The sequence below is a fragment of the Wocania ichthyoenteri Th78 genome (assembly GCF_000789235.1).
Taxonomy (GTDB): domain Bacteria; phylum Bacteroidota; class Bacteroidia; order Flavobacteriales; family Flavobacteriaceae; genus Wocania_A; species Wocania_A ichthyoenteri.
Map to the genome: position 1 here is coordinate 2,360,587 of NZ_KN525716.1, position 16,903 is coordinate 2,377,489.

13 protein-coding genes, 2 tRNA genes and 1 pseudogene are annotated in these 16,903 nt (G+C 33.1%); 15 read left to right on the forward strand and 1 reads right to left on the reverse strand.

Annotated elements, in window-relative coordinates; translation table 11 throughout:
* Positions 1-192 precede the first annotated feature (192 nt).
* The 12 genes and pseudogenes from mutS (at position 193) to RG22_RS10310 (ending at position 12,909) form a co-directional block, all read left to right on the forward strand.
* Positions 193-2,805, forward strand: a complete 2,613-nt coding sequence (gene mutS / locus RG22_RS10260) for a DNA mismatch repair protein MutS (RefSeq protein WP_034042959.1) — start codon at positions 193-195, stop codon at positions 2,803-2,805.
* Between the two features lie 97 nt (positions 2,806-2,902).
* Positions 2,903-2,974: transfer RNA gene (locus RG22_RS10265), tRNA-Gly, on the forward strand.
* A 25-nt stretch (positions 2,975-2,999) separates the two neighbouring features.
* Positions 3,000-3,083, forward strand: a tRNA-Leu gene (locus RG22_RS10270).
* A gap of 813 nt (positions 3,084-3,896) precedes the next feature.
* The gene (locus tag RG22_RS10275) at positions 3,897-4,895 is read left to right on the forward strand and encodes an AAA family ATPase (RefSeq protein WP_034042960.1); all 999 of its coding nucleotides are present in this window, start codon (positions 3,897-3,899) and stop codon (positions 4,893-4,895) included.
* A 15-nt stretch (positions 4,896-4,910) separates the two neighbouring features.
* Complete coding sequence (locus tag RG22_RS18270; RefSeq protein WP_052143699.1) at positions 4,911-5,987, forward strand: S8 family serine peptidase; 1,077 nt, start codon at positions 4,911-4,913, stop codon at positions 5,985-5,987.
* A gap of 12 nt (positions 5,988-5,999) precedes the next feature.
* Positions 6,000-7,445, forward strand: a pseudogene (locus RG22_RS18275) (S8 family peptidase); the annotation flags it as partial.
* An 820-nt stretch (positions 7,446-8,265) separates the two neighbouring features.
* Positions 8,266-8,604: a single-stranded DNA-binding protein gene (locus tag RG22_RS10285; RefSeq protein WP_034042961.1), complete on the forward strand. Its 339-nt coding sequence runs from the start codon at positions 8,266-8,268 to the stop codon at positions 8,602-8,604.
* 73 nt (positions 8,605-8,677) lie between these two features.
* On the forward strand, positions 8,678-9,127 hold the full coding sequence (locus RG22_RS10290; RefSeq protein ID WP_034042962.1) for a JAB domain-containing protein: 450 nt from the start codon (positions 8,678-8,680) through the stop codon (positions 9,125-9,127).
* A 16-nt stretch (positions 9,128-9,143) separates the two neighbouring features.
* Positions 9,144-9,341, forward strand: coding sequence for a hypothetical protein (locus RG22_RS10295; RefSeq protein ID WP_034042963.1), 198 nt, complete (start codon positions 9,144-9,146; stop codon positions 9,339-9,341).
* Positions 9,342-9,889: 548 nt separating this feature from the next.
* Positions 9,890-10,261, forward strand: a complete 372-nt coding sequence (locus RG22_RS10300; RefSeq protein ID WP_034042964.1) for a BfmA/BtgA family mobilization protein — start codon at positions 9,890-9,892, stop codon at positions 10,259-10,261.
* A gap of 14 nt (positions 10,262-10,275) precedes the next feature.
* Positions 10,276-11,298: a MobB family relaxase gene (gene mobB, locus RG22_RS10305; protein ID WP_034042965.1), complete on the forward strand. Its 1,023-nt coding sequence runs from the start codon at positions 10,276-10,278 to the stop codon at positions 11,296-11,298.
* Positions 11,299-11,322: 24 nt separating this feature from the next.
* Positions 11,323-12,909, forward strand: a complete 1,587-nt coding sequence (locus tag RG22_RS10310; RefSeq protein ID WP_034042966.1) for a type IV secretory system conjugative DNA transfer family protein — start codon at positions 11,323-11,325, stop codon at positions 12,907-12,909.
* 53 nt (positions 12,910-12,962) lie between these two features.
* Here RG22_RS10310 and RG22_RS18280 read toward each other — a convergent pair whose 3' ends face one another.
* Complete coding sequence (locus RG22_RS18280) at positions 12,963-13,214, reverse strand: sigma factor-like helix-turn-helix DNA-binding protein (RefSeq protein WP_420804775.1); 252 nt, start codon at positions 13,212-13,214, stop codon at positions 12,963-12,965.
* Between the two features lie 616 nt (positions 13,215-13,830).
* Here RG22_RS18280 and kduI point away from each other — a divergent pair.
* Genes kduI through uxaC form a run of 3 tightly spaced genes read left to right on the forward strand, consistent with a single transcriptional unit; the run spans position 13,831 to position 16,889 of the window.
* Positions 13,831-14,667 (forward strand): 5-dehydro-4-deoxy-D-glucuronate isomerase, encoded by an 837-nt coding sequence (kduI, locus tag RG22_RS10320; protein ID WP_034042967.1) that lies wholly within the window; start codon positions 13,831-13,833, stop codon positions 14,665-14,667.
* Between the two features lie 4 nt (positions 14,668-14,671).
* Positions 14,672-15,466, forward strand: coding sequence for a gluconate 5-dehydrogenase (locus RG22_RS10325; protein WP_034042968.1), 795 nt, complete (start codon positions 14,672-14,674; stop codon positions 15,464-15,466).
* Positions 15,467-15,482: 16 nt separating this feature from the next.
* A complete protein-coding gene (uxaC, locus tag RG22_RS10330) occupies positions 15,483-16,889 on the forward strand; it encodes a glucuronate isomerase (protein WP_034042969.1) in 1,407 nt (468 codons plus the stop codon).
* Positions 16,890-16,903 lie beyond the last annotated feature (14 nt).

The window sequence follows — 16,903 nt, forward strand, 5'->3', positions numbered from 1 at the left end:
CTTGTGTCACGCTGAGAGCAGTAGAAGTGTCTCTCTAGTAAGATTTTTTACTTCGTTCAGAATGATAACCATTGTTGAAATCTATTTGCAATTGTAGATAACTTCTCAAAAATCAACTTCAAAAAACATGAAATTAATAGTACATTGCATGCTACAATTTTGTCAAAAATAACATTAAAAAACCACTTTCCATTGGCTAAAAAAACAAAAAAAGAAACGCCATTAATGAAACAGTATAATGCTATTAAAGCTAAGTATCCTGATGCTCTGTTATTGTTTCGTGTGGGCGACTTTTATGAAACCTTTGGTGAAGATGCTATTAAAACAGCGGGTATTTTAGGCATTATTTTAACCAAACGGGGTGCAGGTAGTGAAAGCGAAATTGAATTGGCGGGTTTTCCGCATCATTCATTAAACACCTATTTGCCAAAGTTAGTAAAAGCTGGTGAGCGTGTTGCTATTTGCGATCAGCTTGAAGATCCTAAACAAACTAAAACTATTGTAAAACGGGGTGTTACCGAATTGGTAACTCCAGGTGTGGCTCTAAACGATGAGGTTTTAGTATCTAAATCGAACAATTTTTTATGTTCGGTTTATTTTGATAAAAAGTACATAGGTATTTCGTTTTTAGATATTTCAACAGGTGAGTTTTTAACATCGCAAGGTAATGCAGAGTATATTGATAAGCTGTTGCAGAATTTTAGTCCGAGTGAGGTTTTGGTGTCTAAACAAAAACGATTACTGTTTAACGACACATTTGGTGACGATTTCCACACCTTTTATTTAGAAGATTGGGTGTATCAAACCGATTACGCTTACGAGACTTTAATTAAACATTTTAATACGAAAACCTTAAAAGGCTTTGGTATTGAAGATTTATACGAAGGCATAATCGCTTCGGGTTCAATTTTACATTATTTAGGCGAAACGCAACATAATAAATTACAGCATATAACTTCTATTTCTAGAATTGCAGAAGATGATTATGTGTGGATGGATAAATTTACTATCAGGAATTTAGAGCTTTATAATTCTACCAATAATAATGCGGTAACGCTTTTAAACGTCATTGATAAAACCATTTCGCCTATGGGTGGAAGGTTGTTAAAGCGTTGGTTAGCATTGCCTTTAAAGCATGTAGAAAAAATAAAACAGCGACACGAAGTTGTCGACTTTTTGACTAAAGACAAAACGACACTTCAAAAAATTCAAAACCACATCAAGCATATTGGCGATTTAGAGCGCTTAATTTCTAAAACAGCAACAGGAAAGGTTAATCCACGCGAAGTTATTCAGCTTAAAAATTCTTTAGAAGCTATCGTGCCTATAAAAGGATTGGCTTCAAATTGCAAAAACGAATCACTTAAAATAATTGGAGACAAACTTCAAAGTTGTGATGTGCTTCGTGAAAAAATTAAAGAAACTTTAAATGAAGATGCACCAGTAAATATTTTAAAAGGACATAGTATTGCTGTTGGATTTTCTTCAGAATTAGATGAGTTAAGAGGTTTGTCAAAATCTGGAAAAGATTATTTAGATAACATGTTGAAGCGCGAAAGCGAACGTACAGGAATCACATCACTAAAAATTGCCTCTAATAATGTGTTCGGGTATTATATTGAAGTTCGTAATACGCACAAAGATAAAGTGCCAGAAGAATGGATAAGAAAACAAACACTTGTTAATGCAGAACGTTATATAACCGAAGAATTAAAGGAATACGAATCTAAAATTTTAGGTGCAGAAGAGCGCATTTTAGCTATTGAACAACAATTGTTTTCCGAATTGATTCTTTGGTTAAATCAGTATATAAAACCCGTACAGCAGAATGCTTATTTAATAGGGCAGTTAGATTGTTTGAGTGGGTTTGCGCAATTAGCAAAAGATAATAAATATGTATATCCGGTTATAGATGACTCTTTCGATTTAGACATAAAAAATGGGCGACATCCAGTCATCGAAAAGCAATTACCAATTGGAGAAAGTTACATAGCGAATAATGTGTTTTTAGATAGAGAAACACAACAAATCATCATGATTACTGGGCCAAACATGTCTGGTAAGTCGGCTATTTTACGTCAAACAGCACTTATTGTATTGTTAGCTCAAATTGGGAGTTTTGTGCCTGCCGAATCTGCTAGAATTGGTTTAGTAGATAAAATATTTACAAGAGTAGGGGCAAGCGATAATATTTCGATGGGTGAATCTACTTTTATGGTAGAAATGAATGAAACGGCTTCTATTTTGAATAATATTTCAGATAGAAGCTTGGTACTTTTAGATGAAATTGGACGTGGTACAAGTACCTATGACGGTATTTCGATAGCTTGGGCAATTAGTGAATATTTACACGAGTATCCAGCAAAACCAAAGACATTATTTGCAACACACTATCATGAGCTTAATGAAATGACTGAAACGTTTAGTCGTATTAAAAACTTCAATGTTTCTGTAAAAGAACTAAAAGACAACGTGCTATTTTTAAGAAAATTGGTTGAAGGTGGTAGTGAGCATAGTTTTGGAATTCACGTCGCTAAAATGGCAGGTATGCCACAACAAGTTCTGCATCGTGCAAACAAAATTTTAAAGAAATTAGAGAAGTCTCATTCTAGTGAAGAGTTAACAGATAAGGTTAAATCGCTAAACAACGAAATGCAATTAAGCTTTTTTAATTTAGACGATCCTTTGCTTGAAAATATTAAAGAAGAGATTTTACATATTGATATTGATACACTTACGCCCGTTGAAGCACTTATGAAACTTAATGAAATTAAGCGCATGTTGATTAAGAAAAAACGCGCTTAAAAATAATTTTATTATTTCTTAAAAAAGGCTTTGGTTTTAGTAGAAATATTTTAAATTTGCATCCGCAATAGCGATATTGCACGTTCATTAAAAGACTGCGAAAGTAGCTCAGGGGTAGAGCATCACCTTGCCAAGGTGGAGGTCGCGGGTTCAAATCCCGTCTTTCGCTCTGAAACTTTCTTAAATATACCAATGCTGAAGTGGTGGAATTGGTAGACACGTTGGACTTAAAATCCAATGTCCATTAGGACGTACGGGTTCAAGTCCCGTCTTCAGTACTAAGCCTTTGCAGGATTTCCTGGAAAGGCTTTTTTTATTTAGGTACAACATAGGTACAACATTTTGCTATTTTGTTTTCCATAATTTAATTTGTGAATATTTAATATAGTTTCTCACTAAATAATATTTACAGGCTCATTTAAGATTTTTTTTAATAAGCAAGCAATCATTAACTTCCTCATCTACAAATTTGATGTCGCGAATTGATTTATAATTTTTATTAATCATTAAGATCGGAATGAGATGAATGATTTGAAAGTTGAAGTCTTTGGTAAAATAATTGATATGGCATATGAATATGTAGGCTCATAACCCGAAGGTCACTGGTTCGAGTCCAGTTCCCGCTACTAGTAAATACAAGGCTTTCGAGAAATCTGAAGCCTTTTTTTATTGCACCTAGTACAGAATAAGTACAGAATAAAGAGATTTTCAAATTTTTATTAAAATTGTTATTATTTGATATTTTTTATTGGTAAATTCTAGAGCTATTATTAGATTTATTGGGATTAATCCCAATAGTTGTTTGTTAAATGAAATAAGATTCCGAATTTGCATCATAACATTTTTACCATAAGTACGATAACATTTGTACTATAATGTCCTGCGTTATGTAAATTGAGCTTTGGCAAAAGCGAAAAGTTATTACTTCAGTTTCTTTAAAAAATTTATTCTCAAAAGTTTCTTCTGCAATGTTAATGAAACACTTTTTACACGACGGCGTAGGAGGAAAGCGTTATGTGTGTGGAATGGAAAATTAATACAAGTTTTGAAAGTATTATTTTGTAGATTTGTGAATGTAGATAGATTTAGAAGTGAATAAGGATATTTTAAAAAGATTATTTAGAAGTATAGATGGAAAACCTGATGATGATATTGTCAAGGTTGCATATGATATTGTTAAAGATGAAGAAAACAAAGGTCATCATTTATTATCAAAACAACTAAAAGCTATTTTAGATCAGAATGTTACAACTTCCAAAAAACTTGATAATCAATTAAAAGATATTTTTTCCATATCTAATAATAGACTTTCTAAAAGTAAAAGCTTTCCATTAGCAGTTCAAATTCCTAGAGAAGAATTAAGACATCATATGGTTCTTTCTGACGATATTGAGAATAAGTTTTTATTAATAGAAAAAGAGTATGTAGCAAGAGAAAGATTAGCTCATTTTGGATTAAAACCAAAACAAAAAATACTTTTCTATGGACCTTCTGGATGTGGAAAAAGTATGGGTGCTGAAAGATTAGCTTGGAATATTGGCCTGCCATTTTATAAAGTGAGATTTGAAGCAGTTATCTCTTCTTTTCTAGGAGAATCACTATCTAACCTAAAAAAACTTTTTGACAGTATAAATGATTTTCCTTGTGTCTTACTTTTAGATGAATTTGACATCATTGCTAAATCTAGAAACTATGGACAGGATGTTGGAGAAATGCATCGTTTAGTTAATATGGTTCTATTTCTTCTAGAGGAATACAAAGCACCTGGTCTATTAATTGCTACCACTAATTTAGAAACATCACTAGACAAAGCAGTTTTTAGAAGATTTGATGAAGTATTAGAGGTTAAGAAACCAGAAGAAAAAGAAATTTATACTTTATTGAAAATGACTTTATCAGCAACAAAAGTATCTAAAGAAGTGAATCTTAAAGATTACTCAAAAAAATTATTAGGCTTTTCTTCTGCTGAAATAGTTAAAATAGCAGAAAACGCATCTAAATTATCTGTAATTAATAATATTGAGATTATTAATAAAATTCACCTTGATACTATAATTAAAGAGTTTGCTAGGTTTAATAATAATCAATAAACATCTTTATTTTTAATGGCATTTGATCATCTTTCCTTACCATTTAGAATTTCTGGAAAATATAATTCACCATATGGAAAGGGTAAATTATCTGTAGTTAATAATCCTAGTGAACAGACCATATTAAATCAAGATAATAGAGAAGCTCACGGAAGGAACCTTAAGGAAAAGTCAAAAGGTATATCAGAAAAATGGATTGCTGATTTTGAGAAAAGAAAAGCAGAAGAAATGCCTGCAATTCCTCAGTCAATCCCTTTGTTTCTTCAAGTTGATCCAAAAGTATTTAAACCAGATAGTCTTAAGTCATTTGGGATTGATATTATTGCTGAAGAAAAAGATGGTTTTTTAATCGGAGCTTCAGCCGATATAAATTTATCTTCTTTACAGGATAAGATCGAAAAATTTTTAACTGAGAATGGTAAGTATAAAAATACTTCTGCAAAACTTTGGGATATTGTTACTGGTAACCAATGGAGGATTGAACATATTCTTTCCAGAGAATTATTGGAGAAGTGGGAACAAATTGATGATGCAGAAGTTTTAATCATTGACATAGCTATTGCTTGTCATATAGCAATACCTGAATATCCTGCTAGAGATGAAGCAAATATTACTGAAGAAGTTTATAACGGAAAAGTTGCTAGGTGGGAGGAAAGAAAAAGAAATATTGAAATTAAAAGAGATGAATTATCATTTGAAAGACAAGACGAACTAGAATCTTTCATATTTGGACATAATGGAGAAATTATAAGTAGTTATGTTGATTCTTCAGATAGTTTTTCATGTCGCGTTGAGTTAAGTGGAAAAGGACTAAAAGATTTAGTTTTCAATTATCCTTATTTATTTGAAGTTGAAGAATATGATGATTTATCACAGAATATTATTGATGAAAAAGAATTTATTCTTCAATCTGATTTTGAAATACAAGGACCAGAAATTGAAGATCCAAACGTTTGTATAATTGATAGTGGTATTCAAGAAAAGCATTTGCTGTTAAAAGATGCGATAGATTCTAATCATTCCTTTTCATATGTTAAGGGAGAAGAAACAATTACTAGTGATAATGTTCGCAATGGAGGACATGGAACATGAGTCGCTGGAGCTGTATTATATGAAGCTATGCCACTAAATGGAACAATAAAACTTAATGCATGGGTACAAAATGCCCGCGTTTTGGATTCAAACAATAGTTTACAATCAAATTTATATCCACCAGATCTTATTAAAGATATTGCAAATAATTATTTAAATTCTTTTAAAACAAGAATTTTTAATATGTCGATTTCTTCTAGTAGAGGACATATTACGACACGAATGTCTAAATGGGCTGAATCGATAGATAGAGAAATTTTTGAAAACGATATACTCTTCATTTTACCCACAGGAAATATTTTTAAAGACGAAATAGCATCACAAATAAGCTCTGGTGCTCAATATCCTGACTATCTTTTTAAAAGAAAAAATAGAATTGCAGATCCTTCGCATAGTCTTCTATCAATAACTGTTGGTTCTATATGTAGTGATACTTTTGAAGATTTGGATAGAAAATCTTTTGGAGAAAAAGATTTTCCTTCATCATTTTCAAGAACAGGTTTGGGTATTTGGGAATCTATCAAACCAGAATTGGTAGAATATGGAGGAGATTATGTTTTTGAGAAAAACCAACCAACTCCATTAATTTCGCAAAATGAAGACACTAATATTGATTTGATCAGGTCAACTTTAAATGGAGGCCCTTCAACTAGTAAAGATGCTATAGGCACTTCATTTACCGCTCCAAGAATTTCTAGTATTATTGCTAAATTGCAAAAATTTTTTCCGGAAGAATCGACTTTATTATATAAAGCTCTGATAATTCAATCTGCAAGATGGCCAAATAATGTTTTCATAAATCCTAATCCTAGATTAAACTTTATACGATTATTTGGTTATGGTATACCAAATTTAAAAAGGGCTACAACTAATGACGACTTTAGAGTAAGTCTTGTTAGCTCAGGAATTATTGTTCCAAAGAAAGCCGATGTTTATGAGGTTAAAATACCAGATGAAATTAGAAGAATAGGGGATTCATATGATATTCTTATTGAGGTAACTTTAACATTTAAAGCCAAACCAAGAAGAACACGAAGAGGCTTTAGATCGTATTTTTCAGGATGGGCAGATTGGCAATCATCAAAATTTGGAGAAAGTATTGATGCTTTTAGAGAGAGGTTAGTTACCAATATTGACGACGATGACTATGAAGAATCTGACAATGAAACAATTAACCAAGAGAAAATACCTTGGGTAATCGGTTCTAGATCTAACGCTGGTATTAATGGTGTTAAATTAAATAATAATACTTCTCAAAAAGATTGGGCTATTGTCAAATCTAATATTTTAACCGAAAGTTTTTGTTTGGGAATAATTGGTCATGCTGGTTGGGATAAGGATTTAAAAAGTGAAATCCCATATTCGGTTGTAGTTAGTTTTGAAGCCATTAATAAAGATATTGAAATCTATAATAGGATAAGTATAGAGAATCCAGTTGAAGTGAGGATTAACACATAATACTACATTATAGCTATCAAATGGACTTCTCTCTTAAAATACCAATAATAACATTTGTATCTATAATTATTCTTATGTTGAGTTGAGTCAAGATACGGCAAGAATTAATCTGTTTTTAAATTGAATATTTCTATGTATTCAGTACATTCCCTTGCATTCCGTAAAAACTACATTTCAGAAAAAGAACTTCATTATCAAAGTCTTGCACACAATCCCCACTTTTGACTTTTCATTCCGTAAACCCTTTCCGCTCTGCTGGAAAGGAACACTTCATTCCAAGTAAAAAGTGTGAATCAAGTCCGCTTGATGTGAACATTTATCAAAATAGTAATCGGAAAGCCAAACCCTAAATTTTCTTAACCGTATCATCTGCAAAGCCTTCTCCGGGCTTTACTAGATGTTACTTGAAAATTGAGGGTTTGTCTCAGGTATTTTAAGGGGTTTATAATGGATGACGCCTTTATTTGTTTTTCGGGGCATCGAAAAACAGGTAGTGCATAAGTACTTCTAATTGGAACCCATTTCCTTATCTCGCTTAACTTACTGTACGCTCCAACGCAAACGCGTTCCAAAGAATTCCTAATGCCCTTATGGAACTTGTCAAGACTGCACAAGTTTTGAAAAAAAATAAGGTTTCTACAGCCTTGAAAATCCAAGGATTTTGCTACGTCGCAGACACTCCTGATTTGTATTCCAAAAGTCTTGACAAAACCCACGTCATCCATGGTGCTCTGCACGAGAGAAATCGAACAAAACACCCCATAAAATGTAATCTGTTTTACATCCAATAGGGGAAATATTAATCTAAATTTTTTAAATCATGAGTACATTAAGAAACAAAGTACAGTTAATTGGACACGTTGGACAAGAACCAACCATTACAAACTTACACAACGGTAAAAAAGTAGTCCGTTTATCTATTGCAACAAACGAGCACTACAAAGACAGTAAAGGCGAAAAACAAACCGATACCAATTGGCACAGTTTAGTGGCATGGGGTAAGACGGCAGACATCATTGAAAAGTATGTAACCAAAGGTAAAGAGATTGCCATTGAAGGGAAATTGACTTCAAGAAGTTATGAGGACAAGGACGGTGTAAAACGCTATGTAACCGAAGTGGTAGTAAGTGAAATACTTCTGTTAGGAAACGCAGAGTAAACAAAAAGAAAGAGGGTGTTACTTTCTACGGACACACCCTCTTTTTCATTATTAACTTCAAAAAAAAAGAACAATGAAAACCAAAGTTAACGAAATAAAAATAAGTTACCGAGAAAAGTTAAGCACTTCTAAAGCACTATCTATTAAAAGTTCAGAGGATGCCGCAAAACTGATTTTTCAAGGGTGGAATCAAGACACCATAGGCTTACAGGAATCCTTTAAGGTATTGTTATTGAATAATGCCAATAGGATTAAAGGCATTTATCAAGTATCAACAGGAAGCATTACAGGCACATTGGTAGATATGCGGATATTATTTGCCGTCATAATTAAAACTTTATCTGTAGGCGTAATTTTGGCTCACAATCATCCGAGCAATAAACTAAAGCCTAGTGAAGCAGACAAACAATTGACAGACAAAATCCAACAAGCAGCCAAATTGTTTGACGTGAATGTTCTCGACCATTTGATTATTACACCAGATGGTAATTATTATAGCTTTGCTGATAATGGGTTGCTATAATTAAAAATAAATTATCATGGTCTATTTAAATTATAACAACCTCGATGCAGAAACCCAAAATCGATTGCTCCAAGATTCCAAAAGTGATGTGGAGCAAAAATTTGGAAGCGACCTAAAATCCTATGCCAAAAAACAGCATTTGGATTATAACACTTTATTGGAAGAAGAAGCTATAAAGAATTTATACAGCTACCATTATGTGTTCAATATTTGAAATTTACATATCAATTAAAACCCTAATGAAAAGCCTTTGAAATCTCAAAGGTTTTTTTATGCCTAAAAATGTCAAAAACTTAAAAAAAATAACTAGAGAATTTCAAAATCTGACGTCCTAAATTTCATTCTTCAAAAAATTCATATTTGTTGCTCTAATTTGATACCATTTGGGTGCAAAACCCATTTTCTATTAGCTTATGAAACACCTATATTTAAAAGGGTTTTCAGCTTATTTTAAACAGATGCAGGTTTCTTTATTTGAGGTGCAATAAACAAACATCAAAATAAAAAATCAGGTCTTTAGCAAGCCCAAAAAAGCGCATCGTTGAAAACGATGGGTTTGGAAAATTTTGGTCCCTACGGGACAAAATATGGATAAGCAAGAGGGTAACCCGCGCTGCGAGGTTACGATAATTTTAAAATTCATAAAATACTGAAATTCAGTTTATTAAAATCAATATAAAAATTCAAAGGAACAATTTTGGATTCGTTTTTAGAGTAAAAATGCGTTCAGCCCAGTAAAATCAACAAGTTTTTAGAGTAAAAATGGATCGAGGACACGAAAAAGAGGCATTTACTACCATAAGTTTTAAATGTGCAACGGCTAAAAAATTTAGGGCTTTTAGTAAAAAAATGGGAGCGTCTAATTCGATGACTTTGTTACTCATGATAGAGTTTTTTGAAAGCAATGGCATCTCTCCAAAGGAATCTATAGGTCCACAAATGCAAACACTGGAGAGCCTCATCAAAAAAAGAATTAATGGGATGATTGCCATCATGAAGGACATAGAGAAAAATCAAACCAAACCCACAGTCGCCATGATGCAATCCTTGTTTAAAGAAGCCGAACCTAAAAAGAAACCTTTGCTTATGGGAAAAGAGACCAAAAAAAAGAAGCCATCAATCCTTAAAAAATAATAAAAATATACCCTATGTATATCAGTATTTCAGCACAAACATTGGGCAACAATTTTTCACAAAGTGTTTCAGATTTTGTGGACTATTTAGAGAAAGAAAACCAAGGTGTTATTCTTGAAGAACGTGAGCATTTTTTTAACCAATATGGCGATGTCTTTTCCGCTAAAGAAGTCATCAAGAATATCGATGGCAACACCGCAAAGCTGAAAAAAATAGAACCTAAATTTTATTCCATCACCGTAAGTCCGAGCCAACGCGAATTAAAACAATTACAAAATACAGATTTAAAACACTACACCCGTGAATTGATGAAAGATTATGTCACTGCTTTTAATCGTGAAATCAATGGCAAGCCAATAACAATTAATGATATTAAATATTATGCCAAAATTGAACACACGAGGCATTTTAAAGGTACAGATAAACAGGTTATAGAAAATCAACCTTTTGCTTCTAAAATCTTAAAACTAAAGCAAGATGTCCGAAAGATAGAGAAAGGCACATTAGAAGGCAGTGTCAAAAAGAACGAGCTGCAAATAGCCAAACTCGAACGCAGTGCACCACACCAACAACATGGAAAACGTATCGTGCAAGGTATGAATAAGGCAGGTAACCAAAGCCATATCCACATTATTGTGAGCCGTAAGGATGCGTCCAACTCGGTAAGTTTATCTCCTGGCAGTAAATACAAGGCTTCTAATGTCATGATCGATGGGAAGTTGGTAAAACGTGGTTTTGACAGGGATATCTTTTTTTCCAAAGCCGAAAAAACCTTTGATAAAACCTTTGGTTACAAACGTAATTACGCCGAATCCTACCATGCTAAAAAGGCCTTTATCAAAAATCCCAATGTGTACTTTTCAACGCTAATGGGACTGCCCACCCATGAAAAAGCTGTGGCTTTTAAAATACTTGGAAAGGCAGGCGTTCCCATTGTTGATATTCCAACCAATCAAGTACAGCTTGCACTTAAAGCCATCAGAACCTTAAAACGTGGCATCGATATCGCGATAAAATCAGGATCCATTGGGATCTAATTATTCATTTAAAAAACAAATACTATGCAATCTTTTAGTCTTACCATCATTTTACTGACTCTACTCACGGCGTCTGCTCTTTTTTATGCGCTTTATAAACTGTCTAAATATGCTTTTGCCTTGAATTTAGTATTGCTCCTAAGTGGTTTTGGAATCCTTTTTTTAACATCGCCCACATTTCTAAATAAGACTGCTCTAGCGGCTGGGTGTCCTTTATTGCTTATTAATTTAGTTATGTATGTCTTTCTCCATGAAAGGGAGAATTCTCAGCCTTCCGAAAAAATGTATCAAGTACATTTCAAGCTGAAACGGGGCAAGCTAGTCATCCAAAATATCAAACGAGGTGCCTCCATTATAGGAGCAGCAGGAAGTGGGAAAACAGAAAGTGTGGTTTATAATTTTATGCAACATTTTAGTGAGTATAGGTTTTCAGGTGTCATCCATGATTATAAGGATTTTGAAATTACCGAAATGGCCTATCCGCTTTTTAAAGCCCAAGACATTCCTTTTTATATCATTTCTTTGAATACCATCTACCATCGTGTCAATCCCATTGCAGCAAGGTATATGGAAAATGAAGAGAGTGTCAATGAAGTCTCACGGGTTCTGATAGAAAATTTATTGGAACAAAAGGAAACTGCTTCCAATGCATCAGGTAAATTCTTTACCGATGCTGCTGAAGGGATTATAGGAGGGCTAATCTGGATTCTCAGAACAAACCACCCAGAGTATTGCACCCTGCCACATTTGATTGCCATCTATCAGTATTTGGATACTGATAGTCTTATCACCCTTTTGGAATCTGATTTAACATCCAAAGGTATGGCCAATGCCTTTATTAGTGGTAAGGGTTCTGACCGTCAAACGGCAGGGGTAAAAAGCACCCTATCCAATGCCTTAAAAAAGATCAGCTCCAAAAAAGCTTTTATGGCTTTATCAGCTGATGAAGTGCCTTTGGATATTAACGGGCAGGAAAAAGCAGGTGTTATTTCAGTGGTCAATAACCCTAAGTTGGAGACCGCTTATGCACCGCTTATTGCAACAGTTATGCATACCATTACCAAACAAATGAGCGTGCGACACCAAAAGCCTTCTTTTTTGTTGATGGAAGAAGCATCTACCATTCGGCTCTTGAACATGCAACGTATTCCGGCTACCTTGCGAAGCTATAATATTGCGACCATTTATGTGATGCAGGACAAAGTACAAAATGATATCATGTATGGCGATAAAGTCAGTAAAGCAATATTAAGCAATCTATCTTATCAATTTTTTGGAAAAGTGAATGACCCAGACACCGCAAAATACTACGAGCGCTTTTTTGAACTTATTAAAATGAAAACGACCAGCATCAATAAAGGACATAATCTGAATTTTGATACCCGAGTCACCAAAGGGGAAAAGGAAGTCTCAAAAGTACGAGCCGATATTTTCTTTAAACTAAAACCTGGGGAATTTATAAGCTTTGCTGATGGCGATGATCAAAGGGTGCAATTCAAATTACAGGACATTACAAAGAAGCTCCCAAAAGCAAAAAAATCTTCAAAGAAAGACCTCAAGAGAAACTTTAAACGCATTCATAGAGAGGCGCAATCTTTATTTGGAAAATAGAGAATCATAATTTTATTTTGCAGCATGTAAAATTGAATATATAGTGAATTTCATTAAATTAATTGACTCCGTCTAGGATGCCTTCCAAAAAGTAAAAATAAAATGGTATGCAATTTTTCGCCTACTTTTTTACGAATAGTTGAAAAAGCTCTAGTCATCTGGCATTCAACTGCCTTTGTGGAAATGTTTAAATATATGGCAATTTCTACGTTTGTTAAACCTTCATGACGGCTTAACAAAAACGTTTCTTTACACTTTGGAGGGAGTAACTCAATTTGCTGTTTTACAATATTGATCAATTCCACTAATTTCTGCTCATCCTCATTTTCTTGATATAGATCTAACTCTTCAATATACTTTTTTTCAAGGGCAGTCGTAGCAATATCTTTTCGGTTTTGATCAATAAATTCATTATAGACAGATTTATAAAGGTGTTTTTTAATGACAAAATCTGTTTTTAATCTTGCCCGTTTGCCCCATATTTTAATAAAAGCAAGAATCTTTGAGATTAAATTTTGAGAAGGTTTAAAGGGAGGTGAATATTATGTTTGTTAAGTAGTTCATCTAATTTATTATTTGAAATACTGATGAATATGAATTAGTAAATTGATTTGAAAACATTAAAAATTTTATATATACACATACTCGTTGTGCATTTTAAAAACAAATAAAAGAGCATTATTACAATTTTATTCACAACAATTTCTGTTTCAAAAATTTTGATTTTAGTTTTTCAAAAATGAATACTTAAAGATTATATCAATGCACCAACTATAAAATTGTTATTATTAATTTTCTTTATAATAGTCTGTGAATCTGGTTTTCAGCACATTTTGCTCTGGAGCGAATTTATATATAAAAACTTATATATGAAATAATTTATATTATATTTGTGTAATCGATTACATAATACATTTTACAATGATAGATTATAATTTTAGATACGCATCAAGTCCCAAAGCTGTTAAGTTTTATGATACCCAAAGATTGAGAGAAGAGTTTTTAATTAATAACTTAATGGAAAAGGGTAAAATTAATTTGACTTACTCGCATTATGATAGATATATTGCAGGATCTGCCGTACCATTACAACCCTTGACCCTAGAGCCAATAGAGCTTTTAAAAGCCAACTATTTTTTAGAAAGAAGAGAAATTGGGATTATCAATGTTGGAGGAAAGGGAACAATATTAGTTGATGGAAAAGAGTACCAATTGGATTTAAAGGATGCCTTATATATTGGAAGAGGAATTAAGGAGGTTATTTTTAAAAGTGACGACATAAATAATCCTGCAAAATATTATTTAAATTCTGCTCCGGCGCATTTAGCTTATCCAACGAAAAAGGTAAGTAAAGCTGAAGCAAACAAACTGGAATTGGGTTCGTTAAAAACTTCTAATCATCGTACGGTAAATCAAATGATCATTGGAGGAATTGTAACTACTTGTCAATTACAAATGGGAATGACCGAATTAAAAACAGGAAGTGTATGGAATACTATGCCTGCTCACATTCATGACCGCAGAATGGAAGTTTATTTTTATTTTGATATTCCAGAGAATCAAGCTGTTTGTCATTTTATGGGACAACCACAAGAAACTCGTCATATATGGATAGGCAATCAACAAGCTGTAATTTCTCCACCATGGTCAATCCATTGCGGTTCTGGAACGTCAAGCTATAACTTTATTTGGGGAATGGCTGGTGAAAACCTGGATTATTGTGATATGGAAGTTTCTAAAATAACCGATTTAAGATAAAAACATGAGTGTCACTTTATTTAATATTGAAGGCAAAATTGCGCTGATTACTGGAAGCACCCACGGATTGGGAATGGCAATGGCTAGAGGTTTGGGTTTAGCAGGAGCCACTATCATAGTGAATGGAAATTCTTCACAAGAAAAAATAGATATCGCAGTTTCAAAATATCAAAAAGAAGGAATTGATGCTAAAGGTTACAAATTTAATGTTACCAATGAGCAAGAAGTTATAACGGCCATTGCTAAAATAGAAGTCGAAGTTGGAAGTATCGATATTTTAATAAACAATGCAGGAATTATAAAACGCACGCCATTGATGGATATGGAAGTTGCCGATTTTAAGGAAGTTATTGATATAGATTTGGTGAGCCCGTTTATTGTTTCCAAACACGTCGTAAAAGGAATGATTTCACGTAAGCAAGGAAAAATAATTAATATTTGCTCGATGATGAGTGAATTAGGGCGCAATAGTGTTGGTGCTTATGCTGCAGCAAAAGGGGGATTAAAAATGCTTACTCAAAATATGGCTACCGAATGGGCTAAATATAACATTCAAATAAATGGTATTGGACCAGGTTATTTTGCAACTATACAGACCGAACCTATCCGCATTGATGGCCATCCTTTTAACGATTTTATTATCAATCGAACGCCAGCTGGTAAATGGGGAGACCCTAACGATTTGGCTGGAGCAGCAATCTTTTTATCAGCAAAAGCAAGTGATTTTGTAAATGGACATATTTTATATGTAGATGGTGGAATATTGGCAACTATTGGAAAACCATCAAACGAAGATTAATTCCTGAAAATGAATTATGAGTGTAAAATTCATACATGACAATTTTTTATTAGAGAATATTTACGCTGAGGAATTGTACCATGATTATTCTAAAGATCAACCCATAATCGATTACCACAATCATTTACCACCTCAAGAAATTTTTGAAGATAAAGTTTATAATAATTTAACAAGAGTGTGGATAAATGGCGACCATTATAAGTGGCGAGCGATGCGTACATTGGGAATTGATGAGAGTTATATAACAGGTAAAGCAAGTGATAAAGAAAAGTTTCTTCATTGGGCAAAAACGGTTCCCTATACTATGCGCAACCCTTTATATCATTGGAGCCATCTTGAGTTAGCAAGGCATTTTGATATTTATGATTTGTTAAATGAATCGTCCGCAGAAAAGATTTATGAAGAAACGAAGGAAAAATTAAATACTATAGATTATAGTTGTCAGAACCTACTTAGGAAAATGAATGTAGAGGTTGTGTGTACCACTGAAGATCCTGTGGATGATTTAAAGTACCATAAACAAATTAAAAACAATAATTTAAATTTTAAAGTAAATACTGCTTTTAGACCAGACAGGGCTATACTTATTTCTGCAGAAGGTTTTAATGAGTATATAGATGAACTGGGAAAAATTGTAAATATTACGATTAACTCATACCAAGATCTTTGTGAGGCATTAAAGGAGCGAATACAATTCTTTAATGATAATGGCTGTTGTTTATGTGATCATGGATTAGATCAAATTTACTTTGAGGAGTTTAGAGAAAATGAAGTGAAGTCCATTTTTAAGAAAAAAAGAAATAATGACTGTTTAAGCGATGTAGAAGCTTTAAAATTTCAAAGTGCAATTTTACTATTTTTAGCTGAAGCTTATCATGAATTTGGTTGGGTGCAACAATTTCATTTAGGAGCACTAAGAAATAATAATGCGCGTATGTTGCGTATTCTTGGTCCAGATACAGGTTGGGATTCAATTAGTGATTATCCTCAAGCAAAAAGCCTTTCTGAATTTTTAAATTTTTTAGATAGTAAGGATAAATTAACAAAAACCATAATCTACAATTTGAACCCAGCCGATAACGAAGTGATGGCCACAATGATTGGTAACTTTAATGACGGTAGTGTAAAAGGTAAAGTGCAGTTTGGTTCAGGTTGGTGGTTTTTAGATCAAAAAGAAGGCATGACAAAGCAAATGAATGCACTCTCAAACATGGGATTAATTAGTTGTTTTATAGGCATGTTAACGGATTCAAGAAGTTTTCTTTCTTTTCCAAGGCATGAGTATTTCAGGCGTGTACTTTGTAATCTTTTAGGAGATGAAATTAAGAGAGGTGAGTTACCTAAAGAAGAAATGGAATGGATTGGAAAGATAGTTTCAGACATTAGTTATAATAACGCAAAAGAATATTTTAATTTTAAATGATTAATAGGTAGAAA